The organism is Aquimarina sp. AU58 (assembly GCF_900312745.1).
Lineage (GTDB): Bacteria > Bacteroidota > Bacteroidia > Flavobacteriales > Flavobacteriaceae > Aquimarina > Aquimarina spinulae.
Map to the genome: position 1 here is coordinate 685504 of NZ_OMPD01000014.1, position 25488 is coordinate 710991.

General features: G+C 33.7%; 22 protein-coding genes. 12 read left to right on the plus strand and 10 right to left on the minus strand.

Annotation, left to right across the window (positions count from 1 at the left end; translation table 11 throughout):
- Nucleotides 1–12 precede the first annotated feature (12 nt).
- Nucleotides 13–1641, minus strand: coding sequence for a hypothetical protein (locus tag DK441_RS14365; protein ID WP_109851340.1), 1629 nt, complete (start codon nucleotides 1639–1641; stop codon nucleotides 13–15).
- Nucleotides 1642–1957: 316 nt separating this feature from the next.
- On the opposite strand from DK441_RS14365, the gene DK441_RS14370 reads away from it, so the two are divergent.
- The 5 genes from DK441_RS14370 (at nucleotide 1958) to DK441_RS14390 (ending at nucleotide 5855) form a co-directional block, all read left to right on the plus strand.
- Complete coding sequence (locus DK441_RS14370) at nucleotides 1958–2455, plus strand: hypothetical protein (RefSeq protein WP_109851341.1); 498 nt, start codon at nucleotides 1958–1960, stop codon at nucleotides 2453–2455.
- A 390-nt stretch (nucleotides 2456–2845) separates the two neighbouring features.
- Complete coding sequence (locus DK441_RS14375) at nucleotides 2846–3430, plus strand: HupE/UreJ family protein (protein WP_109851342.1); 585 nt, start codon at nucleotides 2846–2848, stop codon at nucleotides 3428–3430.
- Between the two features lie 86 nt (nucleotides 3431–3516).
- The gene (locus DK441_RS14380; RefSeq protein WP_025666817.1) at nucleotides 3517–3948 is read left to right on the plus strand and encodes a dCMP deaminase family protein; all 432 of its coding nucleotides are present in this window, start codon (nucleotides 3517–3519) and stop codon (nucleotides 3946–3948) included.
- Nucleotides 3948–5531 (plus strand): S41 family peptidase, encoded by a 1584-nt coding sequence (locus DK441_RS14385; RefSeq protein WP_109851343.1) that lies wholly within the window; start codon nucleotides 3948–3950, stop codon nucleotides 5529–5531. Before DK441_RS14380 ends, DK441_RS14385 begins: the two co-directional genes overlap by 1 nt.
- Before the next feature lie 18 nt (nucleotides 5532–5549).
- A complete protein-coding gene (locus DK441_RS14390) occupies nucleotides 5550–5855 on the plus strand; it encodes a hypothetical protein (protein WP_025666819.1) in 306 nt (101 codons plus the stop codon).
- Nucleotides 5856–5891: 36 nt separating this feature from the next.
- Here the strand turns inward: DK441_RS14390 and DK441_RS14395 are convergent, their stop codons facing one another.
- Together DK441_RS14395 and DK441_RS14400 are read right to left on the minus strand one after the other, a co-directional pair.
- Nucleotides 5892–6092 carry a hypothetical protein gene (locus tag DK441_RS14395; protein ID WP_108807975.1) on the minus strand — a complete coding sequence of 67 codons (201 nt, stop codon included), beginning with the start codon at nucleotides 6090–6092 and terminating at the stop codon, nucleotides 5892–5894.
- Nucleotides 6093–6103: 11 nt separating this feature from the next.
- Nucleotides 6104–6685, minus strand: a complete 582-nt coding sequence (locus DK441_RS14400) for a MarC family protein (protein ID WP_109851344.1) — start codon at nucleotides 6683–6685, stop codon at nucleotides 6104–6106.
- A gap of 114 nt (nucleotides 6686–6799) precedes the next feature.
- On the opposite strand from DK441_RS14400, the gene DK441_RS14405 reads away from it, so the two are divergent.
- From DK441_RS14405 to dgt, 4 genes are all read left to right on the plus strand, one after another.
- Nucleotides 6800–7369, plus strand: coding sequence for a DUF3109 family protein (locus DK441_RS14405; RefSeq protein WP_109851345.1), 570 nt, complete (start codon nucleotides 6800–6802; stop codon nucleotides 7367–7369).
- Between the two features lie 398 nt (nucleotides 7370–7767).
- Complete coding sequence (locus tag DK441_RS14410; protein ID WP_024772204.1) at nucleotides 7768–8745, plus strand: ribonucleotide-diphosphate reductase subunit beta; 978 nt, start codon at nucleotides 7768–7770, stop codon at nucleotides 8743–8745.
- A gap of 371 nt (nucleotides 8746–9116) precedes the next feature.
- Nucleotides 9117–11579, plus strand: a complete 2463-nt coding sequence (locus tag DK441_RS14415) for a ribonucleoside-diphosphate reductase subunit alpha (RefSeq protein ID WP_109851346.1) — start codon at nucleotides 9117–9119, stop codon at nucleotides 11577–11579.
- An 81-nt stretch (nucleotides 11580–11660) separates the two neighbouring features.
- A complete protein-coding gene (gene dgt, locus DK441_RS14420; RefSeq protein WP_109851347.1) occupies nucleotides 11661–13004 on the plus strand; it encodes a dGTP triphosphohydrolase in 1344 nt (447 codons plus the stop codon).
- A 53-nt stretch (nucleotides 13005–13057) separates the two neighbouring features.
- Here the strand turns inward: dgt and DK441_RS14425 are convergent, their stop codons facing one another.
- The 3 genes from DK441_RS14425 to dxs all read right to left on the minus strand — a co-directional run bounded on the left by DK441_RS14425 (nucleotide 13058) and on the right by dxs (nucleotide 16020).
- Nucleotides 13058–13504: a lipocalin family protein gene (locus DK441_RS14425; RefSeq protein ID WP_109851348.1), complete on the minus strand. Its 447-nt coding sequence runs from the start codon at nucleotides 13502–13504 to the stop codon at nucleotides 13058–13060.
- Nucleotides 13505–13577: 73 nt separating this feature from the next.
- Entirely contained in the window at nucleotides 13578–13997 is a 420-nt protein-coding gene (locus DK441_RS14430) for a lipocalin family protein (protein WP_109851349.1), read from the minus strand.
- Between the two features lie 256 nt (nucleotides 13998–14253).
- A complete protein-coding gene (dxs, locus tag DK441_RS14435; RefSeq protein WP_109851350.1) occupies nucleotides 14254–16020 on the minus strand; it encodes a 1-deoxy-D-xylulose-5-phosphate synthase in 1767 nt (588 codons plus the stop codon).
- 98 nt (nucleotides 16021–16118) lie between these two features.
- On the opposite strand from dxs, the gene DK441_RS14440 reads away from it, so the two are divergent.
- The gene (locus tag DK441_RS14440; RefSeq protein WP_109851351.1) at nucleotides 16119–16568 is read left to right on the plus strand and encodes a nucleoside deaminase; all 450 of its coding nucleotides are present in this window, start codon (nucleotides 16119–16121) and stop codon (nucleotides 16566–16568) included.
- 84 nt (nucleotides 16569–16652) lie between these two features.
- On the opposite strand, the gene DK441_RS14445 is transcribed toward DK441_RS14440, so the two are convergent.
- The 4 genes from DK441_RS14445 to aspS all read right to left on the minus strand — a co-directional run bounded on the left by DK441_RS14445 (nucleotide 16653) and on the right by aspS (nucleotide 20875).
- Entirely contained in the window at nucleotides 16653–16850 is a 198-nt protein-coding gene (locus DK441_RS14445; RefSeq protein WP_074409501.1) for a cold-shock protein, read from the minus strand.
- A gap of 85 nt (nucleotides 16851–16935) precedes the next feature.
- A complete protein-coding gene (locus tag DK441_RS14450) occupies nucleotides 16936–17193 on the minus strand; it encodes a hypothetical protein (RefSeq protein WP_109851352.1) in 258 nt (85 codons plus the stop codon).
- 85 nt (nucleotides 17194–17278) lie between these two features.
- On the minus strand, nucleotides 17279–19066 hold the full coding sequence (locus tag DK441_RS14455) for a chloride channel protein (protein WP_109851353.1): 1788 nt from the start codon (nucleotides 19064–19066) through the stop codon (nucleotides 17279–17281).
- A gap of 60 nt (nucleotides 19067–19126) precedes the next feature.
- Nucleotides 19127–20875 (minus strand): aspartate--tRNA ligase, encoded by a 1749-nt coding sequence (gene aspS / locus DK441_RS14460; RefSeq protein WP_109851354.1) that lies wholly within the window; start codon nucleotides 20873–20875, stop codon nucleotides 19127–19129.
- Nucleotides 20876–21148: 273 nt separating this feature from the next.
- On the opposite strand from aspS, the gene DK441_RS14465 reads away from it, so the two are divergent.
- Complete coding sequence (locus tag DK441_RS14465) at nucleotides 21149–24085, plus strand: SusC/RagA family TonB-linked outer membrane protein (protein WP_109851355.1); 2937 nt, start codon at nucleotides 21149–21151, stop codon at nucleotides 24083–24085.
- A 42-nt stretch (nucleotides 24086–24127) separates the two neighbouring features.
- Nucleotides 24128–25444 (plus strand): RagB/SusD family nutrient uptake outer membrane protein, encoded by a 1317-nt coding sequence (locus DK441_RS14470; protein WP_235015768.1) that lies wholly within the window; start codon nucleotides 24128–24130, stop codon nucleotides 25442–25444.
- Nucleotides 25445–25488: the final 44 nt, after the last annotated feature.

Genomic DNA, 25488 nt, shown 5'->3' on the forward strand with positions numbered 1-25488 from the left:
ACTAGGTTAGTGCTATAAACTAGGAATCTGATTTGGTTCTAATTCAATGATGTATGCATTACTGTCTTCATCTCTTCCGGCAAACCATGTGCTTGTAAATATTATTTTGGTAAAGTCTCTATTTACAGATCCTTTTGTTTCTGCCCAGTAATTTTTACCAGGGAATTTTGCATGATCTCCGTAAGTGTTCGAGATATTTAATATTCTTCCGTCTTGTTTTAATTCTATAGCTATGAGTTTATTTTGTGCCCATCCATTTAGTGGGTTTGCACTTGAATAGGTAGATAATAGTGCCCACCCTGGTTTATTGAAAGCTTTTAAAGAATAATGATTGGCAGCATTAATTGGTTTGTCACCACCAGAATTATATTGGTACAAATGGTTAAACTCTGTTTTTTGATTAGCTTGTATGTCGTACATAAAGATTTGACCTTCATTGTCCTGGTAATCTGCAGCTATGTATACATCATGTCCATTAGGGAGAATTCCTAAATCAGAATGCTCAGAGGTTCTATGCAATTGCACATAAGAAGAAAAATCTCTTGTATAGGCACGTGTTCCTACGCCATTTTGTGTACTAGAAGGAACTATATAATCCCCAGAGGGAGACATACTCACATGATCTGGTTTATCTCCATAATCTGCTTTGTCCAAATAGCCTACAATAGCATTCTCTTGTTGATCATAAACGATTAACCCCAAAAAATAAAGGTCATTACCAACTACTTTTTCTATCATCAAACCTCGATACCTTCCATCTTTAGAGCTGGTTCCTTCGGCTTTTGTCCAGGCAGCTGCTGCATCTGGCCATATCTGTTTTACCGAGGTTAAACTAGTATTACCATTAATAGAAGCAACATTTGTAAGATCTATTATTGTTTTAACTTCATCGGTTACTATATTATGTTCATAAAATTTAAGACCAATTCCGTTCAAATCTGTGTAAATAACTTTATTAGGATCCGTAAGGTGCCAGTCTATTTCACAATCTGAAGCAGGACCTTGTAGTTTTTTATAATGACTTCCGTCTATATTGTATACATGATAAAACCCATCTTCAGCATAAATTAAAATTTTTGTATCATCAATATTAAAAGACTGCTTTCTAGAATATTCATTAACCATAAAGCTTGCGCCAGCACCATCTTGTGATGGATTGGATAATCGTCTTACCGTTGTTTTATAATGAGGGCTTGTATATGATTCGCCGGGTAATAAAACAGTAGGGAAGTTAGGATCAGATTTTGGATCATAGAAATCATAGCCTTCAATTAGATCAAAACTAGTACTTTCTGCTTCTTTTACAGTAATATTAATTTTGGCAGTTATAGGGGTATTTATACCATCTGTAGCAGTCACATTAAGAGTTTCGACACCTACTTGACCAGACGTATATTCAATACTATTTTTTTCTGATGTAAAAGTAATTTTAGAATCTGGGGTTACTGTATATGTTAGTGTGTTGCCAGATGAATTTTTAAGATCTCCCAGAATGATTTTTTTAGATTCATTTTGAATCGCTGTTATGTTTTGATCTTTAAGCCTGTATGAATCGGTATTTCCGTTAATAGGAGTATCATCATCTTTAGAACTACAGGATAAAAGTAAAAGGGCTAATAAAGGGTATATTAATATTTTCATAATTATGGGGGTATGTATGAGTAGGCAAATTATTATTCTAATACTGTAATCTATACCCTGTTTTCAGTGAAATTGATAAACTTCAATTTAATGTAGTTAGTGAAGTCTGAAAAATGTAAGAGGTTTAATACAAATCCATATTTTAGATCCGCCTACAAAATAACTCTTAATGCTTTGCTAAAGTTTAGTTAAGCGAGAAAAAGTACATTAAGAAGAGCAAAAAAGTGCAATACTAATTCTTCTTTAGGGCCATACTTTTGCCCCAGTAATTAATTACGATTTAATTAAAATTTTAACCCTTAAAACCTTTTCTGAAATGAAAAAATTAATGTATTGCTCAATCTTTATTTTATCTCTATTTTCTTTTATTGCTTGTGACAAAGACGAAACTGAATCCGTTGAACCTACAAATGTAATAGAGACTGAAACAAGTATTCTAAACCAATTAGAAACAAACAACCTTAAATCAGAGTCGTCAATTACCCGAGCTTCTTCTATAGATGGTCAATATACTATTAAAGGATGTGATGGTGGTCCTGGTTATGGTTTTTTTACCGTTAGTACAGTAAACGGGAGAGTGCAAGCTAGAGGTCAATTTGATTTCATTTATTTTACTATATACGGAAGATTAAATTCTGAAGGTAATTATGTATTTAACTGGCAGGAATCTGCGCTTGATAATGATCCAAGAACAGGAGTTAAATCAACTCAGGTAGGTATGTATATTAGTGCAGACAGATCAATAACTCGCGGATGGGTGAGAAACATTAGGTTTAATGGAGAAATAGAGATCACAAATCGTTATTGTAAGTAATTCCTAAAAGATTTCTATTATATATAATATGTAAAAGGCACCTTTTTTAAGGTGCCTTTGTGCGTGTATACGTTTCCCTGCTTAAAGAAAACTATAACAATTAGACTTGAAAAACTAGAGTAGTATCATTATCAAAAAACACTTTTGTGTCAGTTCCGAAAAATGAAACTGAGACCTAATAGATATATAAAAACTAAATATTGAAAATGCTCTTCGAAAGAAAAAAATTGATAAATAAAAGAAAAACTCAGGAGAATGTTCCTGGGTTTTTTTGATTTTGGTAGTTGCTTGTGTTTCAGAATTTCTTAAACTTTTGATAAGAATTTTTCATGTATTTCTTCGTTCTTGTATTTAGTTGTACATTAGTCCCACACCTCAAAACCTAAAATTATGTCAGAGTTTTGGCTTTATATAAAGCTGGGTTTTGGTCACGTGCTAGATTGGCATGCTTATGACCATATTTTATTTCTAATTGCGCTAACAGTAGGGTATACTTTTGATAACTGGAAACGTATTTTATTACTGGTTACCATATTTACAATAGGACATACATTGTCTTTATTCCTGGCAGCATATGATGTAGTATCAGTAAATTCGAGATTGGTAGAATTCTTGATTCCTGTAACCATTTTGATTACAGGATTGTTTAATGTATTTACTGTAAAGAATACTTCAAAAAACAGTAAAATAGGAATCTTATACGGAGTAACTCTTTTTTTTGGATTAATTCATGGATTAGGGTTTTCTAGTTATTTTAGAGCAATTAGTAGTAATGTGAATTCTAAAATTTTACCCTTAATTGAGTTTGCATTAGGGGTTGAAGTTGCACAGATTGTTATTGTTTTATTAGTTCTTATAGTTAGCTTTATATTTCAGACCTTTTTTCGATTTTCAAAACGAGATTGGATACTTGTTGTTTCTTCTATTGTAATAGGGATGGTAATCCCCATGCTTATTGCAAATAAAATTTGGTGAATAAGTAGTGATTAAGGTTGTATTTGCCACATCGTAATAATATATTCGTACTTTGATTGTTATCAATACACTAGTCATTCTATTTTATGTCAAAAAAAAAACAACTGAAGTACGATAAAGCCTATCTAAGGATTGCAAGAGAATGGGGAAAGTTATCTCATTGTGAAAGAAAAAAAGTTGGTGCGGTTATTGTAAAGGATAGAATGATTATTTCAGATGGATTTAATGGAACCCCAACAGGTTTTGAGAATCCATGTGAAGACGAAGAAGGATATACAAAGTGGTATGTATTGCATGCAGAAGCAAATGCGATTTCTAAAGTAGCTTCTTCTACTCAATCATGTAGAGGAGCAACATTATATATTACATTATCACCATGTAAGGAGTGTAGTAAATTGATTCACCAGGCAGGAATAAAACGCATAGTGTATCAAATAGGTTATAAAGATGACTCTGGTTTGCAGTTTCTTGCTAAAGCTGGAGTAGAAATAGAACAGATTACGGATTTAGAAGAATAATGGGATATTCAAAAAAATACTTGCCTTTGTTTTTGGGTTTGGCTGTAGGAGCCGGAGTATTTTTGGGGAGTAAACTTGATTTTAGCAACCCTTCGGCAAAGCTATTTTCTTATAACCCCAAAAAAGAAAAACTAAATAGGCTTATTGATTATATAGATTATGAGTATGTAGATGAAATCAATACCGATAGTATTGTAGAAGTTACGGTAAACAGAATATTAGAAAATCTGGATCCTCATTCGATATATATCCCATCAGAAGAACTTGAGGGGATTACAGAAAATATGCAAGGAGATTTTATTGGTATAGGGGTGAGTTATTATCCCTATAGAGATACAATATCTGTAATTAATACCATAAAAGGAGGACCGAGTGAAAAATCGGGAATTAAGGCAGGAGATAGAATATTAATGGCAGATAGTGATACTTTGTATGGAGAACGTTTAATAAGAGATGGATTAGCAAATAGATTAAAAGGAGAGCTAAATAGCCAGGTACAACTTAGAGTATATAGAAAAGGCAAAGGAATATTTGATGTAGTTGTAAAAAGAGGGCGTGTGCCTATACAAAGTGTAGACGCGGTCTATATGTTGGATGATAAATTGGGGTATGTAAAAGTAAATCGTTTTGCAGAAACAACGTACAAAGAATTTAAAACAGCATTAGATAAACTAATAGATGAAGGAGCCGAAAATATGGTGATTGATCTTCGTGATAATGGAGGAGGGTTTATCGCACCGGCGCTAAAAATGGCAGACGAATTTTTGAAGGATGATGTGCTGATTATGTTTACCAAAAATAAAAAAGGAGCTATCGAAAATAACTTTGCTACCAATAAAGGAAGTTTCGAACAAGGAAAAGTTTATGTGTTAATCAACGAAAACTCTGCCTCTGCCAGTGAAATTTTTGCAGGAGCAATTCAAGATAATGATAGAGGAGCTATCGTTGGTAGACGTTCTTACGGAAAAGGTCTCGTGCAAAGAGAAATGGCATTAGGAGATGGTAGTGCAATACGATTAACAATTTCAAGATATTATACACCTACCGGGCGGTCGATACAAAAACCATATACCAACGGAAATAAAGAATATTTTAATGAGTATATGGAGCGATATAAAAATGGAGAATTGCAGAATGCCGATAGTATTCAGGTAGCAGATTCTTTAAAATTTAAAACTCCTGGAGGTAAAATTGTTTATGGAGGTGGAGGTATTATACCAGATATATTTGTTAGTAAAGATACAACACGTGTTGGTGAAACATTAGATTATATGTTACGTTCTGGCCGTATGGGAGGATATGTATTTGAAGAACTAGATAAAAACAGGTCGTATTATAATGATTTATCTGAAAATGAGTTCGATGAAAAAATTAATATAGACGATACTTTTGCTGAAGATTTTTTAAAGTATTCTAGGCAAAGAGGGATAGAAATTGAGTTGAAGAATTATGAAGATCAATTAAAAAAATATTTGAAAGCGATAATGGCGCAACAATTATTTGGAACTGGGGCTTTTGAAAGAATTATAAATAAAGATGATGCAATGATTAATAAAGTATTATCACTTTCTAAAGAAGAATAACTTATATCTAATATATATATGTCAGAATTTGAAGAATATCTAGTAGCTATTGCAATATGCTCTCCACTTTTTTTCTTTATTATAGCAGTTGCTTTTAGGTTGTTAGATAATAGTGCTTCTATTTTTTTAAAGCACGATATATTAGTTGATACCTCTTATGTTTCTGGTGATATAATAAGAGAACATATCCATAGTTCTGAGGATTTAAAACTTAAAAAATCTTTAAAGAAAGCATTGTTGTTTAGAAAACTACATAACTTTTTTATGATCCTAATGGTAATTTCAATTCCACCAGTGATTATCGCCTGCTTCTTTGTATTTTAAATGTAAGTAGTGTTTTATTGCTATTAGAAACTAAGCTTAGCTCCCTCTTTTTTTCTTTTGAATATTTCTAGAAACCAATAAGATTGCCATTAGTAAAACTACACAAGCAGAAGAAAAAACACCAATAAGGGCTGTTTTACTATCACCAATCAATAAATCATCAAAATCTAGATAGGTTATATTATAAATGATTAAACCTGTAGCAATAGTGATTAATAGGTATATAAAATATTTCATTTGTTTTAAAACTAAATAGTGGTTAATAGCTCTTTAATATTTGCCGTAAATAATTTAACTGCAATAGCCAGCAAAATTACTCCAAATATTTTCCGTATCACATTAATTCCTTGCTTACCAAGTACTTTTTCTATTTTTCCAGAGGATTTTAGAACAATATATACAAAGATAATATTAATTAGTATCGCTATTATTATATTAACTGTATGATACTCTGCTCGTAAAGATAAAATCGATGTCATAGTACCTGCTCCTGCAATAAGAGGGAAAGCAAGTGGAACTACAGCTGCAGTTTCGGGAGCGTCATCTCTATATAATTGAATACCTAATATCATTTCTATAGCTAAAAAGAAAATAATGAAAGAACCTGCAACAGCAAAAGAGTTAACATCTATACCAATTAGGCTCAGAATTTCCTTTCCTACAAATAAGAAAAGAATCATTAAAATTGCTGCTACGATAGAAGCCTTTTCGCTTTGTACATGGCCTACTTTTTTACGAAGATCTAAAATAATCGGAATACTTCCTATGATATCTATTACAGCAAATAGAACCATACTCGCAGTCAATATTTCTTTAAGGTCAAAGTTCATAGTAAAATAGTTTCAAAAATTTGAGCAAATATAAATAGACTTTATTAAATAAAGGTATTATAAAAAGGTGAATAAATTGTAAAAAATCTCTTGTATAAGAATTATCTTAGCGCCATGTTTCAATTAGGAAAAACCATAGTTTCTGAGGATATTATTGAAAAAGACTTTGTATGTAATCTCTCTGCATGCAAAGGAATCTGCTGCATTGATGGTGAGGCAGGAGCACCTTTAGAAGAGCCAGAAACGCATAAACTTAAAGAGATATACCCTATTATTAAACCTTATTTGAGAAAAGAAGGTATCGAGGTTATCGAGCATTACGGAACCCATATTAAAACGGCTAACGGAGAATTAGAAACGCCTCTAATTGATGGAGCAGATTGCGCATATGTGATTTTTGATGGAAAAGGGACAGCTATGTGTGCTATCGAAGAAGCATATAATCAAGGCGAAGTTGATTGGAAAAAACCGGTATCTTGTCATTTATACCCAGTTAGAGTGCAAGAGTATACCGAGTTCTCTGCTGTAAATTATCATAAATGGGAAATTTGTGATGATGCCTGTACATTAGGTAAAGAATTTCAAGTACCAATCTATAAATTTGTTAAAGAAGCCTTAATCCGAAAATTTGGAGAAGACTGGTATATAGAACTTGAAAACGTGGCAGCAAAATTGAAAAAATAAACCCCTTCGTTATATTTAAAAATATAAATAACTCTCTTTTTTTGTTCTTTTTTTTGTTAAAAAAAGAGTTTTTTTAGCTTACGGGTTTACCGTAAACAGGTGCATTTTCTCTTCTTTGTTTTTCTGTTGAAAAACCTCGGCTAGCAAGTGAAAAATAAGAGATTTTTGAAGATGATGTTCACATTATCTGTATTTTCTAAAAAACACTTAATATTTTGATTAACAAAGCGTTATGTGTGTTTTTGTGAAAGATCATTTTTGTTACAAAATCACTTCGTGTTGAAAACTTTGTTGAAAACGTTTGTTAACTTTCCGTAGAACTTTTAACCTATTTTTTGATCTTTGTAATACCCTTAGGAAATAAGAAATTCTCAAAAAAAACAGCTAAAAAAAAAAGAATGAGCGCCGTAGAACCTATTTTGCAAGAAAACAAAGATCGATTCGTAATTTTTCCTATCCAACACCACGATATTTGGGAATGGTATAAGAAATCCGAAGCTAGTTTTTGGACAGCAGAAGAGATCGATTTGCATCAGGATATTACGGATTGGGCAACCAAACTTACTGAGGATGAACAATATTTCATCAAACATATTTTAGCATTTTTTGCTGCATCTGACGGTATTGTTAATGAAAATCTTGCAGAAAATTTTATAAACGAAGTACAGTATAGTGAGGCGAAATTTTTCTATGGTTTCCAGATCATGATGGAAAACATTCATTCAGAAACATACTCTTTATTGATCGATACTTATGTAAAGGATGAAAAAGAAAAGGATATACTATTTAATGCATTAGAGAATTTTCCGGCAATTAAGAAAAAAGCAGACTGGGCATTACAATGGATAGAATCTGATTCTTTTGCAGAACGTTTAATTGCATTTGCGGCGGTAGAAGGAATCTTCTTTTCAGGAGCGTTCTGCTCTATATTCTGGTTGAAAAAACGTGGATTAATGCCAGGACTTACATTTTCTAATGAATTAATTTCTAGAGATGAAGGAGTACATTGCGATTTTGCAGTTCATCTTCATAACAAACATTTGATAAATAAAGTGCCAAAAGATAGAATTAGAAAAATACTGATAGACGCATTAGATATCGAAAGAGAGTTTATAACAGAATCTCTTCCGGTAAGTTTGATAGGTATGAATTCTAAGTTAATGACTCAATATTTAGAATTTGTTACCGATAGATTATTGGTAGAATTAGGATGCGAAAAAGAATATGAAACATCAAATCCATTTGATTTTATGGACATGATCTCTTTGCAAGGTAAAACCAATTTCTTTGAGAAAAGGGTTTCAGAATATCAAAAAGCAGGGGTGCTTAATAAAGATACCGAAGACAACAAGATAAGTTTTGATGCAGATTTTTAATCGAAAAGAACATTAATAGTGTAACGTTAATTTCTTAAGATTATCATTCCAACGAAAGTTGGATCCAAAATACTTAAAAATAAAGATATATTCATTCTGAGCTAGTCAAAAACATTTCTTCTGTTTAATTCAGATTAGCTCAGTTTGATAAAGCTTTATAAAAAGCTACACAAAAAAACAAAAAGGGACGAAAGTCATATTATTATTTTTTATTTATAGAATTACTCTGATTTTTGGATGTAGAGATTTCTTTTTAGTATCCAATTTCAAGGAGATGAAATATAATTTTTGACCTTCAAATTATAAAATTAGTAACACGAATTATCATCAACTTCTTCGTTAAGAAGAAAATTTAAAAACCAAAAAAAAATATGTATGTAGTAAAAAGAGATGGGCGTAAAGAACCAATTATGTTCGACAAGATTACCGCAAGGGTAAGAAAATTATGTTATGGACTTAATCCACTAGTTGATCCTGTAAAGGTAGCAATGAGAGTGATAGAAGGGTTGTATGATGGAGTAACGACTAGTGAGTTGGATAATTTGGCTGCAGAAATAGCAGCAACAATGACTATAACACACCCTGATTATGCGAAGCTTGCAGCTCGTATCTCTGTTTCTAATCTACATAAAAATACAAAGAAAACTTTTTCTGAAGTCATTACAGACCTATATGAGTATGTAAACCCAAGAAACGGTAAAAAAGGACCGCTGATAGCCGATGATGTATATGAGGTAATTATGGCTAATAAGGAAAAGCTGGATTCTACTATTATATACAATAGAGATTTTGGCTATGACTATTTTGGTTTTAAAACATTAGAACGATCTTATCTATTAAAAATCAATGGCACAATTGCTGAACGTCCGCAACATATGCTTATGAGAGTTTCTATCGGTATCCATCTTAATGATCTTGATGCTGCTATAGAGACTTATGAATTGATGTCTAAAAAATACTTTACACACGCTACACCAACATTATTTAATTCGGGAACACCAAAACCGCAAATGTCATCTTGTTTCCTTCTGGCGATGAAAGATGATAGTATTGATGGTATTTATGATACACTTAAACAAACAGCAAAAATTTCTCAATCTGCTGGAGGAATAGGATTATCTATACATAATGTACGTGCTACAGGTTCTTATATTGCTGGTACTAATGGAACATCTAACGGTATTGTACCCATGCTACAAGTATATAATGATACAGCTCGTTATGTAGATCAGGGTGGAGGAAAGCGTAAAGGGTCTTTTGCAATATATGTAGAACCATGGCATGCTGATATTTTTGATTTTCTGGATCTGAAAAAGAATCATGGTAAAGAAGAGATGCGTGCACGTGATTTATTTTATGCAATGTGGGTACCGGATTTATTTATGAAACGTGTACAAGAAGATGCAGAATGGACCTTAATGTGTCCTAATGAGTGCCCTGGTTTGTTTGATATACATAGTGATGAGTTTGAAGAAGCTTACCTTCGTTTTGAATCAGAAGGAAAAGGACGAAGAACAATCAAAGCACGTGAACTTTGGGAAAAAATCTTAGAATCTCAGATCGAAACAGGTACACCATATATGTTGTATAAAGATGCTGCAAATCGCAAATCTAATCAACAAAATCTGGGAACTATACGATCATCTAATTTATGTACAGAGATATTAGAATATACCAGCCCAGATGAAGTAGCAGTATGTAACCTGGCATCTATTGCATTGCCAATGTTTGTGAAAAACGGACAGTTTGATCATAAAGAGCTTTTTAAGATTACAAAACGGGTAACTAAGAATCTGAACAGAGTAATTGATCGTAATTACTACCCAGTAAAAGAAGCAGAAAATTCTAATATGCGTCATCGCCCTATTGGATTAGGCGTACAAGGATTGGCTGATGCATTTATCCAATTGCGTTTGCCATTTACCAGTGATGAGGCTAAGAAATTAAACCAAGAGATTTTTGAAACTCTATATTTTGCTGCAGTAACAGCATCTATGGAAGAGGCAAAAGCTGATGGGCCATATCAAACTTATGAAGGTTCTCCAATATCTAAAGGAGATTTTCAATACAACCTATGGGGAATAAAAGATGAGGAATTAAGCGGTCGTTGGGATTGGGCAAAACTTCGTAAGCAAGTACTTAAAAACGGAGTACGTAACTCATTATTAGTTGCACCAATGCCTACAGCATCTACTTCTCAGATTTTAGGAAACAATGAAGCATTCGAACCGTACACAAGTAACATTTATACAAGACGTGTACTCTCTGGAGAGTTTATCGTAGTAAATAAACACTTATTAGAAGATTTAGTGAAATTAGGATTATGGAATGATAACCTTAAGGATGCTATTATGCGTGCAAATGGTTCAGTACAAAATATAGATATCATTCCGCAGGATCTAAAAGAACTGTACAAAACTGTTTGGGAAATGAGTATGAAAGATATTATCGATATGTCTCGTCATAGAGGATATTTTATTGATCAGTCTCAATCTTTAAACTTGTTCTTAGAAGGTGCTACTATGGCTAAGTTAACTTCGATGCATTTTTATGCATGGAAGAGCGGATTAAAAACGGGTATGTATTACCTGAGAACGAAATCTGCAGTAGATGCAATTAAGTTTACGCTTAAAAAGGAAACTAAAGAAGAGCCTAAACCAGAGCAAGTAGCTGTAGCTGCTGCACAAGTAATGGAAGCGCAAGCGACCAAAGAAGAACCAAAACAAGAAGCTGTTGCACCAGAAGGAACAGCTCTTACTCCAGAAGAACTTCGTGCAATCATTGCACAATCTAAAGAAGGCGAAGGAGACGATTGTTTAATGTGTGGGTCTTAGACCTAGATTTATATAGGGCAAAAGGGAAGTTTTCTTAGGATGCTTCCCTTTTTTGTATATTCGAATTTTCTTAGAAATATGATGAATTGGGAGCAACTCCTGTCCTTAAAACGACAAGGAGATAGAAATAAAAGATTACGTAAAGAGCAAGACGAAACCCGGTTAGGTTTTGAAGTCGATTATGATCGCATTATCTTCTCTTCGGCTTTTAGGAGTTTACAGGATAAAACACAGGTTATTCCGTTATCCAAAACCAGCTTTGTGCATACACGATTAACCCATAGCCTCGAAGTATCTGTAGTAGGACGTTCTTTGGGTAGAGTAGTAGGTAAGAAAATCTTAGAGAAACATCCGCATCTTGCTGCTGTTCATGGATATCAGTTTAATGATTTTGGTGCTATCGTTGCTGCCGCTGCATTAGCACATGATATTGGTAATCCACCCTTTGGGCATTCTGGAGAGAAGGCTATAGGAGAATACTTCAAAACAGGAAGCGGTTGTCGATATAAAGATCTGCTTACTTCCAAACAGTATCAGGATCTAATTGATTTTGAAGGTAATGCCAATGGGTTTAAAATTCTTACAGAATCTCGTGAAGGGATAGAAGGAGGTCTTAGGTTGTCCTATGCGACACTAGGAGCGTTTATGAAATACCCTAAAGAGTCTCTACCTAAAAAGCCAACGACACATATTGCTCATAAAAAATTTGGGTACTTTCAGAACGATACTTCTTTTTTTAAAGAGGTAGCAGAAGAAGTAGGGTTATTGCAATATAAGATAGGTGATGAGGTTACATATAGTCGCCATCCATTAACTTTTTTGGTAGAAGCAGCAGACGATATTTGTTATACCATTATCGATTTTGAAGATGGTATTAATCTGGGATTGATAGAAGAAGAATATGCTTTAGAATACTTGATTAAATTGGTGAAGGATACTATCAATACTTCAAAATATAATAAACTCACCACCACAGCAGATCGATTAAGTTATCTTAGAGCACTAGCTATTAATACTTTGATAGGAGAAGCAGCAAGTGTTTTTATCGAACATGAAGAAGCTATATTATCAGGAACTTTTGATATGGCATTAATAGACAAAAGTAAATACGAAGCTCAAATCGATGACATTATAAAAATAAGCATTGCCAAGATTTATCAAAGTCAGGAAGTAACAGAAAAGGAGATTGCAGGATATGAGATTCTTGCTACGCTTTTAGATCGTTATTGCGTAGCTACGGATAACTTTAATAAAGGAGAGAGTTCTAATTATGATAAGTTAATCTTGAGAGCCGAAGGGATGCATTTTGATTATATAAATGCCGATCTCTATACTCGACTTATTGGAATAAGCAACTATGTGGCGAGCCTTACCGATGGTAACGCTTTACTGAAGTTTCAGAAGATTAAAGGATTGCTGATATAAAAAAAAGCACTTAAATAATTATTTAAGTGCTTTTTTTAAATAGCTAGAATTGGTTATTTAATTTTAGTGAAAGTCCATGCCTCTTTAAATGTTTGTCCCTCTTCAGTATATTCAAATTCATATTTTAAAGTAGTTTCTGTAAGCTCTAAAATGGTATTATCAGTAGTAAGACTAATTGCATTACCTAGTTCGTCTAATGTTAATGTTAGAGTGTTTTCTGATAGTTTCCAGGTTCCTTTATCCAAATCGTCGGGAGTGCAATTAACTCCCCCTGCAAAACCCCCATATGTTTGTTCCTCATAAGTGCCATCTGCTTTTATTTCTAGAGTACTTAATAGTTCACAATCATCATTTGGGATGTCAGTAATAGCTACTACATCCCATTTTCCTACGATTAGGTCTTTATTTGTAGGTGTTTCTTGTTTTGAAGCGTCATCATCTTTGGAGCAAGAAATAAAAATTAATGTAATTAGTAAGGTAAATAGGCTTAGTTTTTTCATAGTTGTAAAAAAATGATCATTATTTATTGTTCTTAAATAAGTGTTATAGAAAGAATAATTGTTACCATATCGATCATCTTTTTTTATAAATATAGGTGATCAAAATTCCTTCGTCATTATAAATTAATGTAAGTTCGTTATTAGCGATACCAAATTTTGAAATATCTGTTATGCTTTCTCCTTCATCAGTATATTGTAATGTCAATTGATCACCAGATTCTGACCAGGACCCATTATATTCACCATCACTAACACAATTACCGTTTGCTATAGCAAAAGTTTTTTCAATATATGTTTTGTCAGACTTAAACTCTATTGTTGATGTTTTTTCGCAGTCACTTAGTGTGTTTTCAGGTAAATTACTTTGCTGTTCATGAATTAATTCCCAAGTACCAATTAAATCAGATGTTTTCTCATTAGAAGTGTCATCATCTTTTGAGCAGGAAATAAAAATAGTAGCAAAGACAAGGATAAGTAGATTTAGTTTTTTCATTTCTATAATTTGTAATTTTGGGCGCAAAAAAACTTAGAATTATAGAAATGATAAAATGAAAATGGGCTTTTGTGATGAATACCCTAAAAATAGTGATGAGTTATGAAGTGATTAATTCGATTTTCCTATTTCTAAATGGCTTTATAAATCTTTTATAGACCTCACAGGTCTTGGAGACCTGTGAGGTCTATATGGTTCATTTTAAGAGGCCATTGGTGTAGTAACTATAATCAAATTAAGAATACTCTGATACCGATTAGATATATTCTTTAATCACTTTAAGAATTCCCTGAGTAGAAATCCCACAAATTTCTTGTAATTCCTCAACAGTACCGTGATGAATAAATTGATCAGGAATACCTAGAGTGATGATGGTATTTTTAAAATTATGCTGATTGGCAAAATCGAGTATCGAACTTCCAAAACCACCTTTGATAACTCCATCTTCGACAGTAATAATGGTATTATAGTTCTGCATTATTTGTTTCAGTAGATCAATATCTAAAGGTTTTATAAAACCAAAATGATAGTGACTAATGGTTTCTTCTATAGCCTCAACGGCTTCGGTAATATTATGCGCAATAGTACCTGTAGAAACTAAAGCGATTTTAGAACCTTTTTTTAGGCTGATCGCTTTACCAATTTCTAGTTTTTGCATAGGAACTTCCCAGTCGATAATATGCCCTCTGCCTCTGGGATAGCGTATCGCTATAGGATGATCTAGCCCCAAAGAAGCAGTATACAATAAATGTCGTAACTCGATCTCATTGGCTGGTGCTGCAACAATCATATTAGGGATGCAAGTAAGATAAGCAATATCAAAAATCCCATGGTGTGTTGCACCATCTGCGCCAACAATACCGGCACGATCAATACAAAAAATAACAGGTAAATTTTGTAAAGCTACATCATGGATTACCTGATCATAAGCACGCTGTAAAAAAGTAGAATATATTGTGCAAAAAGGTACTAATCCTTGTGTTGCCATTCCGGCAGCAAGAGTGACTGCATGTTGCTCTGCAATACCGACATCAAAAGCCCGATCTGGCATTTCTTCCATCATGTATTTTAAAGAACTTCCGGTTGGCATTGCAGGTGTTATACCTATAATCTTCTTATTTTTTCTAGCTAGTTCAAGAATAGTAAACCCAAAAACATCCTGATACTTAGGTGGTAATCCTGTATTATCCTTTGAAATTAAATCTCCGGTCGAAGCATCAAATTTACCCGGAGCATGGTATTTTACCTGGTCTTCTTCAGCTTGTTTTAAGCCCTTTCCTTTGGTAGTAATAATATGTAAAAGCTTTGGGCCTTTTGTAGTTTTTAGTTTCTCCAAAGTTTTGAGAAGCATAGGTAGATCATGTCCGTCAATAGGACCAAAGTAATTAAAATTCAATGCTTCGATAATATTATTTTTTCTAGGCCTAACTCCGATCTTGGCTTTAGTAAGGTATTCTTTCAGAGCACCTACACTAGGATCGATACCGATAGCATTATCATTAAGGATAACCAGCATATTGGTGTCGGTTACTCCGGCATGATTAAGCCCTTCAAAAGCCATTCCACTAGCAATAGAAGCATCACCAATTATTGCGACATGCTGTTTTGTGATATCTCCTTTTAATTTGGATGCAATTGCCATACCTAATACAGCCGAAATAGAAGTAGAAGAATGCCCAACCCCAAAAGTATCATAATCACTTTCGCTACGTTTAGGAAACCCGCTTATACCACCCAATTGACGGTTGGTATGAAATATATCTTTTCTTCCTGTAAGGATTTTATGAGGATAAGCCTGATGCCCAACATCCCAAACAAGAAGATCGTTAGGGGTGTCAAAAATATAATGCAGAGCAATAGTGAGCTCGATCACTCCTAAACTTGCTCCGAGATGCCCCTCTTTGGTAGCAACAATATTAATCACAAAATCTCTAAGTTCTTTGGCCAGTTTGGGTAACTGATTAGGAGATAGTTTTCTTAGATCAGATGGATATTTGATATTAGATAGAAATGATTGTTGCATAGCACAAAAGTACTATTTTGTAATGGTTCTTTATATACTTTTTATTTCATTCAGAATACAAATATTTTTATTTAGCTTTACCTAAAATTTAATAATATATGTTAGACCCATTAGATGATTCTTATTTTATGAAGAAAGCACTTCAGGAAGCAGAATTGGCGTATGAGAAGAATGAAGTTCCGGTAGGAGCGGTTATTGTAGTTGCAGATCGAATTATAGCCAGAGCTCATAACCTTACAGAATTATTAAATGATGTTACGGCTCATGCCGAAATGCAAGCAATAACAGCAGCAGCAAATTTTTTAGGAGGCAAATATCTTAAAGAATGTACATTATATGTAACTCTAGAACCCTGCCAGATGTGTGCTGGAGCTTTATATTGGAGCCAGATTAAAAAAATAGTGTATGGTGCAGTTGATGAACGAAGGGGATGTGCTGCAATGGGAACAAAACTTCACCCAAAGACTGAAATTATAGGAGGTGTTTTAGAAGAAGAATGTGGAGAATTGATCACTCGATTTTTTATTGAAAAACGAAACCTTAACTAAATTAAATTTTTATATCAAGGATCAATTAAGAAATAAAAAAAACACTACGATCAGTAGTGCTTTTGAAACTTAGGAGTGTGCGTTCTATCCGTGAATGATACGTACATTAGCTGCAGTAAGCCCTTTTCTTCCTTCTTCTTCATTATACTCTACTTTGTCACCTTCATTTAATGCTTCGCCATCAATTCCTGAAGCATGAACAAAAATGTCTTTTCCTGTTTCGTCGTTGGTAATAAATCCGTAACCTTTTGATTCGTTAAAAAATTTTACTGTTCCTTCCATTGTAATAAGATAATAAGTATTTAAATAATAAAGGTAGTTTTAAATTTTTTATGAATTGTTATCAAAGTATGAATATTTTGAAAATTTATCGGTTGTTATTTTCTGTATTTGCCTCATACTCCCTCATTTTCTTTAGGTTTTCCTCGGTAAGCATGTAGTCTTTAACTTTTTTATTTTTCCATCTGTGATAGATAAAAATAGGCATTAAAATGAAAGAAGAAGCTAATATACCAATCCCAACTAATTTATCACCGGTACTATGATCTCCCGAGTTTTTGAAGTAATATCCAACACATATCAGGATAATAATAGCTATTAAAAGTATTCTAATAATATATTTCATGGGTATAAATGTTTTTTAAGATCCTCTTGTAATAGAAACGTTAGTTTTTAATAGTATTATGATGTATAGACGATAGATTGAGGGTTTATCGTGTAAAATTAATCAACTTTCTGCGATATGCAGTAAGAAGTTTTGATTTTGAAATAAAGCCAAAATATTTACCATTTTTAATCACAGGTAAATTCCAGGCTCCGGTATCCTGAAATTTTTTCATTACTGTTTTTGCATTGTCATGCTCATAAATTATTGCAACCGAGGTTTGAGCCATCAAGGTGTCAACTGTTATTTTGTGATATAAAGTAATATCAAACATAATATCTCTAATATCATCTAATGAAACCATTCCTATAAGATGATCAGATTCGTTAGTAACAGGAAATAGATTTCTGTTTGATTTTGCTACAGCCTCACTTAGAAGTTGTTTTAGGGTGTAATTTGGTTTTACCGGGATAAAATTAGTTTCTATACAGTCTTCGAGATTCATTAGAGTCAAAACGGTTTGATCCTTGTCATGGGTCAATAAATGACCTTGTTTTGCGAGTTCTCGGGTGTAAATATTATGCTCTATTTTATTTTTTGAAATTATAAATGATATTGAAGTCGTAATCATTAAAGGAACAAATAACTCATAACTAGAGGTGATTTCTGCAATAAGAAATATTGAAGTTAGTGGGGCATGTAATACCCCGGCAATAAGCCCAGCCATTCCTAGTAATGTAAAATTGGCTTCAGAAACATGAAACCCCATTCCTAGATTATTAATTACTTTAGATACTACATTGCCCAATGCACTACCCATAACCATTGTTGGGATGAATATCCCTCCAGAACCTCCTGCAGCAAATGTAGCAGTCATGGCAACCGCCTTAAAAATAGTAATACCTGTTAATAAAGCTATGACAATCCATATGTTACTGGTCATAGCGTCAAATGGAGTTTTGCCAATAGCAGTTAGATGATCACCGTGTAATAAACCATTTATAAAGCCAAGACCTTCACCATAGAGTGGGGGGATAAAATATAACATGATTCCGATAGCAAGCCCACCAATTAATAACCGATGAATCTTTTTAGAAAACCGATCAAAAAAATGTAATATTCCAAAATACATCTTAGTAAAGTATATAGAAGCAAATGCGGTTCCGATTCCTAAAATAATGTAAAAGGGAGTGTCGTAGATATCAAATTTTTCTAAAACATTAAATCTAAATAAGACTTCGTCGCCTAAAAAAAAATAGGAGGTAATTATTGAAGATACCGAAGCAAAAAGTAAAGGTAACAAGGAAGTTAATGTAAGGTCTAAACTAAATACTTCTACAGCAAAAACTAGCCCTGCCAAAGGAGATTTGAATACGGCAGAAATAGCACCTGCAGAAGCACAACCGATAAGTAATACTCTTGTTTTTCGATTAACATGAAATAAGGTGCTAAAACTAGAACTTAATGCTGATCCAGAACTAATTGCTGGCCCCAAAAGCCCTACCGAACCACCAAAACCTACTGTTATTGGTGCTAGAATGAGAGGTAAATATCCATGAATAGGTCGTATAACCCCATTTTTTTTTGAAAGCGAATGTAAAATAAGAGGGATCGCTGATTTTACGTCTCTTTTAAATATATATTTTGTGAATATATATACAATTAGTAGACCAATTATTGGGATAATAAAATAAAAAGAAGCTTGCCAGGAGATGATATCACTTTCTAAAACGACCTGGATTAAATGAGTAATATTTTTTAATAATAAGGAAACAAGCCCTGCTGTAAACCCAACAAGAATGCTTAGGATAAGAATAAAGGTTTTGTCAGAAATATGGCGATATCTCCATTTGAGTATCTTATAAAGTAACGTCTTTTTCTTTTGGGGAGACATATGTACTTGACTTAACTAGTTTAAAGGTAATAAAAATCCCGCTCGTGGCGGGATTTTATATTATAAATCAAGTTTTATATTTAATTCCTTGAGCTGTTCGCTATCAATATTAGATGGTGCATCAATCATAATATCTCGCCCACTATTATTTTTCGGAAAAGCAATAAAATCTCGAATTGTTTCCTGACCGCCAAGAATAGCGACTAATCTATCAAACCCAAAAGCAATGCCGCCATGAGGAGGAGCTCCATATTGGAAAGCATCCATTAAAAATCCGAACTGAGCCTTTGCTTCTTCTGGAGTGAATCCTAAATGATCAAACATTAATGCTTGCGTTGCTGCATCATGAATACGGATAGAACCACCTCCAATTTCATTTCCATTTAAAACAAGATCATATGCATTAGCACGAACATCTCCTGGTCTGGTATCCAATAACGCAATATCTTCTGGTTTTGGAGAGGTAAAAGGATGATGCATAGCATGATAACGTTCTGTTTCCTCATCCCATTCTAATAATGGAAAATCAACTACCCATAAAGGAGCAAATTCTTCTGGATTTCTTAATCCTAGTCGTTCGGCAAGTTCCATTCTAAGAGCGCTTAGTTGTGCTCTTACTTTGTTTGTAGGACCAGAAAGTACACAGATTAAATCTCCTGCTTTAGCTCCGGTTGCCTCTGCCCATTTAGCCAGATCATCTTGATCGTAAAACTTATCTACAGAGGATTTATATGTTCCGTCTTCATTGCATTTTACATATACCATTCCTAGTGCACCAACTTGAGGGCGTTTTACCCAATCGATAAGCTTATCAATCTCTTTTCTGGTATATGAAGCTCCACCAGGAACGGCAATACCAACAACCAATTCTGCGGTATTAAATACATTAAACTCTTTGTGTTGAGCAATATCATTAAGCTCACCAAACTTCATCTCAAACCTTATATCTGGTTTATCATTACCATAAGTTCGCATGGCCTCTTCATAGGTCATTCTTGGGAAATCACCAATATTTACTCCTTTTATTTCTGATAGCAAATATCGGGTAAGTCCTTCGAATATGTTTAAAATATCTTCTTGCTCAACAAATGCCATTTCACAATCTATTTGTGTGAATTCAGGTTGTCTGTCTGCTCTTAAGTCTTCATCTCTAAAACATTTTACAATCTGAAAATATTTATCCATTCCACCAACCATAAGTAGTTGCTTAAAAGTTTGTGGTGATTGTGGTAATGCGTAGAATTGTCCTTCATTCATTCTGGATGGAACAACAAAGTCACGAGCTCCTTCGGGGGTGGATTTAATTAAATACGGAGTTTCAACTTCGATAAACCCTTCATTCGAAAGATAATTCCTTACTTGCATCCCTACTTGATGTCTAAACATCAAGCTATTTTTCACAGGATTACGACGTATATCAAGATACCTATATTTCATTCTAATATCTTCTCCTCCATCCGTTTGATCTTCTATAGTAAAGGGAGGGACGATAGATTCATTAAGAATGGTTAATTCATTTACCAGGATTTCAATTTCTCCTGTAGGGATTTTTTGATTTTTTGATTCACGCTCAATTACTGTTCCTTTTACTTGGATAACGAACTCTCGTCCTAAGGTCTTAGCTTTTTTGACCACCGGTGCTGGGGTACGTTCTTCATCAAATATTAATTGAGTGATTCCGTAACGATCTCTAAGATCAACCCATATCATAAATCCTTTATCACGAGTCTTTTGCACCCATCCAGATAAGGTGACTTCTTTTTTGATATCTGAGGCGCGTAGTTCACCACACGAATGACTTCTATACATATGTTATATATTAAGGCTGCAAAAATAAGAAGTTTAACTGTGAACGGGTAATAGATTTTGATTGTTTTGAGAATCTTTAGGTATATTATGAAAATTGTTAATTATAAAACAATTTTGTTAAGAGTTTGAAATATTTAAAATTGCCATGTATTTTATAATATTTTAATTGGTATAGGTGCTATTTTGGTCATTTTTATGCGAACAATTGTTAGTTTTAACATTGTTTTATCAATATCTTTTAATAGATTTAACCAAACATTTAAACAGATCATTATGAAAAAACACAATCATTTTTGCAAAATGAAGATTTTGCTATTACTAATTTTTGTTCCGACTTTGTTGTTGGCTCAGGAGACCATTACGGGAAAAGTGGTCGTTGAGGGCACTGGCGAAGGAGCTCCTTTTATGAATATTATTGAAGAAGGAACAGATAATGGTACCTCTAGTGACATTGATGGTAACTTTAGTATTACCGTAAGTAGTTTGCCAGTAAATTTAAAAGTATTTGCATTAGGATTTGCAGAAAAAACGGTGCCTGTAGCAACTGCAGGAAATATTACGATTCAAGTAGCCGAGTCTACAGAATCATTAGAAGAAGTGGTAGTAACTGGACTAGGTTCATCTATAAAAAGAGCGAACTTAGCTAATGCCGTTTCAACGGTTTCTTCAGAAGAATTAGTTGGAAATACAGGGCAAACTACTGTAGATGGAGCTTTATATGGTAAAGTTACAGGTGTAAATATTACTTCATCTTCAGGTGCACCTGGAGGAGGATTCGCATTGAGATTAAGAGGAGTTTCTTCTATAAACGGTAACAATCAGCCTTTGGTTATTGTAGATGGAGTATATATAAATAATGTAGAAATTCCATCTGGATTACGATTTGCCTCAGGAGGAAACAGAGGGAATGAAGAAAATTCAGGAAATAGACTAGCGGATTTGGATCCTAATGATATTGAAAACATTGAGGTTTTAAAAGGATCTTCTGCAGCTGCTATCTATGGACAACGTGGTAATGCCGGTGTTGTTATTATTACTACCAAAAGAGGAAAAGGTGGTAAAACAAAAATAAGCTTTAGCCAGGATACAGGAGTTAATGTTATTCAAAATAAATTGGGACTAAGACCCTGGACTGCAGCATCTGTAGAATCTACTTTTAATGCAGCAGAAAGAGATAAATATAATGCTACTATAGCTTCTAATGGAGGGCTTTATGATTATGAAGATGAAATTTATGGTAATACAGGTTTTATAACCGATACCAGAATAAATGCTACAGGAGGTAATGAGAAGACCAAGTTTTATGTAGGAGGATCCTATAGAGATGAAGAAGGGATTATCAAAAACACAGGATTTGATAGATTATCGTTAAGAACTAACATAGATCATCGTATTTCTGATGTATTTGATTTTACTTCTACTACAAACTATGTAAGAAGTAATTCTAGTAGAAGTTTTACAGGAAATGAAAACGAAGGAGGATTAAGTTATGGATATACATTAGCATTTACTCGTCCATGGAATAGTTTATATCCTGATGCTGATGGTAACTATCCAAATAACCCTAATTATCCTGGGAATCCAATTTTTGTAAGAGATCAGGCAAAAAATGAAGATTCAAATAACAGAATCATACAAGGATTCAAATTGAATACTAAACTGTTTACCAGAGAGAATAATAGAATTCGACTTATTCTTAATGGAGGGGTTGATTATTTGGCAAATGAAACCTATGTGTATGTGCCAGAAACACACCAAGCTCAAGTTGGAAATCAAGAAGGGTTTGTTGCACAAGGAAAAAACAATTTCACACAGTTCAATGCTCAAGCGATAGCCGTTTGGAACAATACCTCACTTAATGGTGATTTGGATTTGACTACACAATTTGGTATTACTTATTTAAATCAGAAATCTAATTTGGTGAATAGTCGTGGTTCTGATTTAACAGGAGGACAAACCAATGTAGATCAATCGGTAAACCAGGTAATAGACCAATTTTTCTCAAGGGAAAAAGATTTTGGATATTTTGCTCAGGTAGAAGGAAATTATAAAGATCAATTTATAGCGACTTTAGGATATAGATTAGATAAATCTTCAAGAAATGGAGATCCTAATAAGTTATATGGATTTCCAAAAGCTTCTTTGGCAGTAAACATTGCAAATTTAGATTTTTGGAGTGTAGAGGCGGTTAATCAATTTAAAATTAGAGCTGCATATGGAGAAACTGGAAACCCAGCTTCTTTTGGAGCTACATTTACAAGTTTAGGATCTTCAAATACCGGAGGTAATGGAGGAACATCTGTTGCTGGTTTAAAAGGGGATCCAAATGTAGAGCCAGAAACAGCTTCAGAATTTGAGGTTGGTTTTGATCTTGGATTGTTGAATAGCAGAGTTTCTTTAGAGGCTACATATTATCATAAAAACGTGAAAGATCTAATTCTTTCTAGATCACTACCTGCTTCCTCTGGTTTTACTACAGAAACTACAAATTTGGCAGATCTTAAAAATGAAGGTGTAGAATTAGCTTTGAGAGGAGATGTATTTGATGGAGATAATTTCCGTTGGAATACAGGAGTGCAATTTTATTTAAATAGATCGGAAGTTACAAGACTAGATGTTCCTGCATTTGCACAACCCGGAGCTGGTTTTGGTACAGGCTTAGGTACTTTTTATATTGAAGAAGGAAAACCTGTAACACAATTGGTAGGAAATATTAATGGGACATTAACCCAAGTAGGAAACGTAGAGCCTGATTTTCAGATGGCTTTTAATAATCAATTAACGATACTTAAGCAATGGGATGTTTCATTTCTTTTGCAATGGAAAAAGGGTGGTGATAACTTAAACTTATCGAGATTTTTAACAGATTTGGGAGGAACGTCTCCAGATTTAGAAACTGCAGAAGGACAGGCACGTTTGGCTTCAACTGCTGATGCTTTACGATTTGTTGAACCAGCTGGTTATCTAAGATTAAGAGAAGCTGCAATATACTATAGACTTCCTTCAAAAACAGTTAGTAATTGGTTAGGAGAGTCTGTTGAAGGTATAAAACTAGGAGTATCTGCTAGAAATCTGTTTACCATTACAGATTATAGTAGTTATGATCCAGAAGTTTCAGTAAATGGAGGAGCAGGATTATCAAGTGGAATTGAGGTAACTCCATTCCCTAGTTCACAGCAATTTTACTTTCATTTAAATGTTAATTTTTAATACAAGTGCATAATGAAAAATATATTTAAAATTAAAATTAAGATGAAGTATACTATTATCGGAGCACTTTTTGCTTTATTAATAACTTCATGTACTATAGACGAAGTTGTAGACCCAAATGGCCCAAGTGTTGTAGGAGTTACTAATGGTGCATCAAAAAAACAATTAAATGAACTTGCAACAGGAGTAGAATCTACTTCAAGAAATGGATTAGGTGTAGAAGTTACAGCGAGTGGTACTATGGCACGCGAACTTTATTTATTTGATGCTGATCCTAGAAATACAGGAAATTTATTAGGAAAAGATGGAGTATCCCTGGATAATAATTCATTTTATAGTACAGCACAATGGAATGGAAGCTACAGATGTGTCAAAAATGCTAGCCTTTTGATAGAGGCTGTAGCCAATACTAATGCAGTTTCAGAAGAAGAAAAATCTGGATATTTAGGATATGCAAAAACAGTGAAGGCGTATGAATTAATTCAGATCTTAAAATCTTATGGAACCGCTAGAGTAGATATTTCTGATCCGGATAATTTAGGTCCGGTTTTAGGATTTGATGCAACATTAGCTGCAGTGAGAAGTTTATTAGATGAAGCGAATACAGATTTAGGTAACGCAGGAAGCACTTTTGCATTTACTTTAAGTAGTGGATTTGCTGGTTTTGATACACCAAGTACATTTGCTTCATTTAATAGAGCGGTAGCAGCAATAGCAGCTGTTTATGCCGGAGATGGAGGCAGTTCTTTAACATTATTATCGAGTTCATTTTTTAGCCTTACTGCTGGTTTGACTACTGGACCAAAGTACGTCTTTGGATTAGGAGGAGGAAATGACCGTGCCAACCCTGTATTTAGAGTAGCGTCGGTATCTGCAACAGAACCAAACAATGGAGATCAAATTATAGTGCATGATAGCTGGATTAATGATGCAGAAGCAGGAGACACAAGAGTTACTACAAAAACTGCTGTTAGACCAGATCCTAGTGTTCAAGATGGTCTTACAGGGACTCATGAGACTAGATTATATGCTACTAATGTTACGCCAATAGATATTATTAGAAATGAAGAGTTAATCTTAGTATATGCAGAAGCAAGCATATTAGCTAATAATCTTACAGATGCGGTAACTGCATTAGATGTTATTAGGAATGCTGCAGGTTTACCAAATTACTCGGGAGCAGTAACTGCAGATGCTTTAACTACTGAGATGTTGAATCAGAGAAGATATTCTTTATGGGCAGAAAACCATAGAATGTTTGATTTAAGAAGATATAGTTTATCCAATACATTACCTATTGATAGAGCTGGAGATCAGGTATTTAATATACTTCCTATTCCATTATCAGAAAATGAATAACTAATCTTTTAAGATAGTAAAACGCCGCAATTTTTGCGGCGTTT

Excerpts from the sequence above, each read along its gene's own strand:
- DK441_RS14365 (WP_109851340.1), bottom strand. The coding sequence starts at position 1,641 with ATGAAAATATTAATATACCCTTTATTAGCCCTTTTACTTTTATCCTGT.
- DK441_RS14370 (WP_109851341.1), top strand. The coding sequence starts at position 1,958 with ATGAAAAAATTAATGTATTGCTCAATCTTTATTTTATCTCTATTTTCT.
- DK441_RS14375 (WP_109851342.1), top strand. The coding sequence starts at position 2,846 with ATGTCAGAGTTTTGGCTTTATATAAAGCTGGGTTTTGGTCACGTGCTA.
- DK441_RS14380 (WP_025666817.1), top strand. The coding sequence starts at position 3,517 with ATGTCAAAAAAAAAACAACTGAAGTACGATAAAGCCTATCTAAGGATT.
- DK441_RS14385 (WP_109851343.1), top strand. The coding sequence starts at position 3,948 with ATGGGATATTCAAAAAAATACTTGCCTTTGTTTTTGGGTTTGGCTGTA.
- DK441_RS14390 (WP_025666819.1), top strand. The coding sequence starts at position 5,550 with ATGTCAGAATTTGAAGAATATCTAGTAGCTATTGCAATATGCTCTCCA.
- DK441_RS14395 (WP_108807975.1), bottom strand. The coding sequence starts at position 6,092 with ATGAAATATTTTATATACCTATTAATCACTATTGCTACAGGTTTAATC.
- DK441_RS14400 (WP_109851344.1), bottom strand. The coding sequence starts at position 6,685 with ATGAACTTTGACCTTAAAGAAATATTGACTGCGAGTATGGTTCTATTT.
- DK441_RS14405 (WP_109851345.1), top strand. The coding sequence starts at position 6,800 with ATGTTTCAATTAGGAAAAACCATAGTTTCTGAGGATATTATTGAAAAA.
- DK441_RS14410 (WP_024772204.1), top strand. The coding sequence starts at position 7,768 with ATGAGCGCCGTAGAACCTATTTTGCAAGAAAACAAAGATCGATTCGTA.
- DK441_RS14415 (WP_109851346.1), top strand. The coding sequence starts at position 9,117 with ATGTATGTAGTAAAAAGAGATGGGCGTAAAGAACCAATTATGTTCGAC.
- dgt (WP_109851347.1), top strand. The coding sequence starts at position 11,661 with ATGAATTGGGAGCAACTCCTGTCCTTAAAACGACAAGGAGATAGAAAT.
- DK441_RS14425 (WP_109851348.1), bottom strand. The coding sequence starts at position 13,504 with ATGAAAAAACTAAGCCTATTTACCTTACTAATTACATTAATTTTTATT.
- DK441_RS14430 (WP_109851349.1), bottom strand. The coding sequence starts at position 13,997 with ATGAAAAAACTAAATCTACTTATCCTTGTCTTTGCTACTATTTTTATT.
- dxs (WP_109851350.1), bottom strand. The coding sequence starts at position 16,020 with ATGCAACAATCATTTCTATCTAATATCAAATATCCATCTGATCTAAGA.
- DK441_RS14440 (WP_109851351.1), top strand. The coding sequence starts at position 16,119 with ATGTTAGACCCATTAGATGATTCTTATTTTATGAAGAAAGCACTTCAG.
- DK441_RS14445 (WP_074409501.1), bottom strand. The coding sequence starts at position 16,850 with ATGGAAGGAACAGTAAAATTTTTTAACGAATCAAAAGGTTACGGATTT.
- DK441_RS14450 (WP_109851352.1), bottom strand. The coding sequence starts at position 17,193 with ATGAAATATATTATTAGAATACTTTTAATAGCTATTATTATCCTGATA.
- DK441_RS14455 (WP_109851353.1), bottom strand. The coding sequence starts at position 19,066 with ATGTCTCCCCAAAAGAAAAAGACGTTACTTTATAAGATACTCAAATGG.
- aspS (WP_109851354.1), bottom strand. The coding sequence starts at position 20,875 with ATGTATAGAAGTCATTCGTGTGGTGAACTACGCGCCTCAGATATCAAA.
- DK441_RS14465 (WP_109851355.1), top strand. The coding sequence starts at position 21,149 with ATGAAAAAACACAATCATTTTTGCAAAATGAAGATTTTGCTATTACTA.
- DK441_RS14470 (WP_235015768.1), top strand. The coding sequence starts at position 24,128 with ATGAAGTATACTATTATCGGAGCACTTTTTGCTTTATTAATAACTTCA.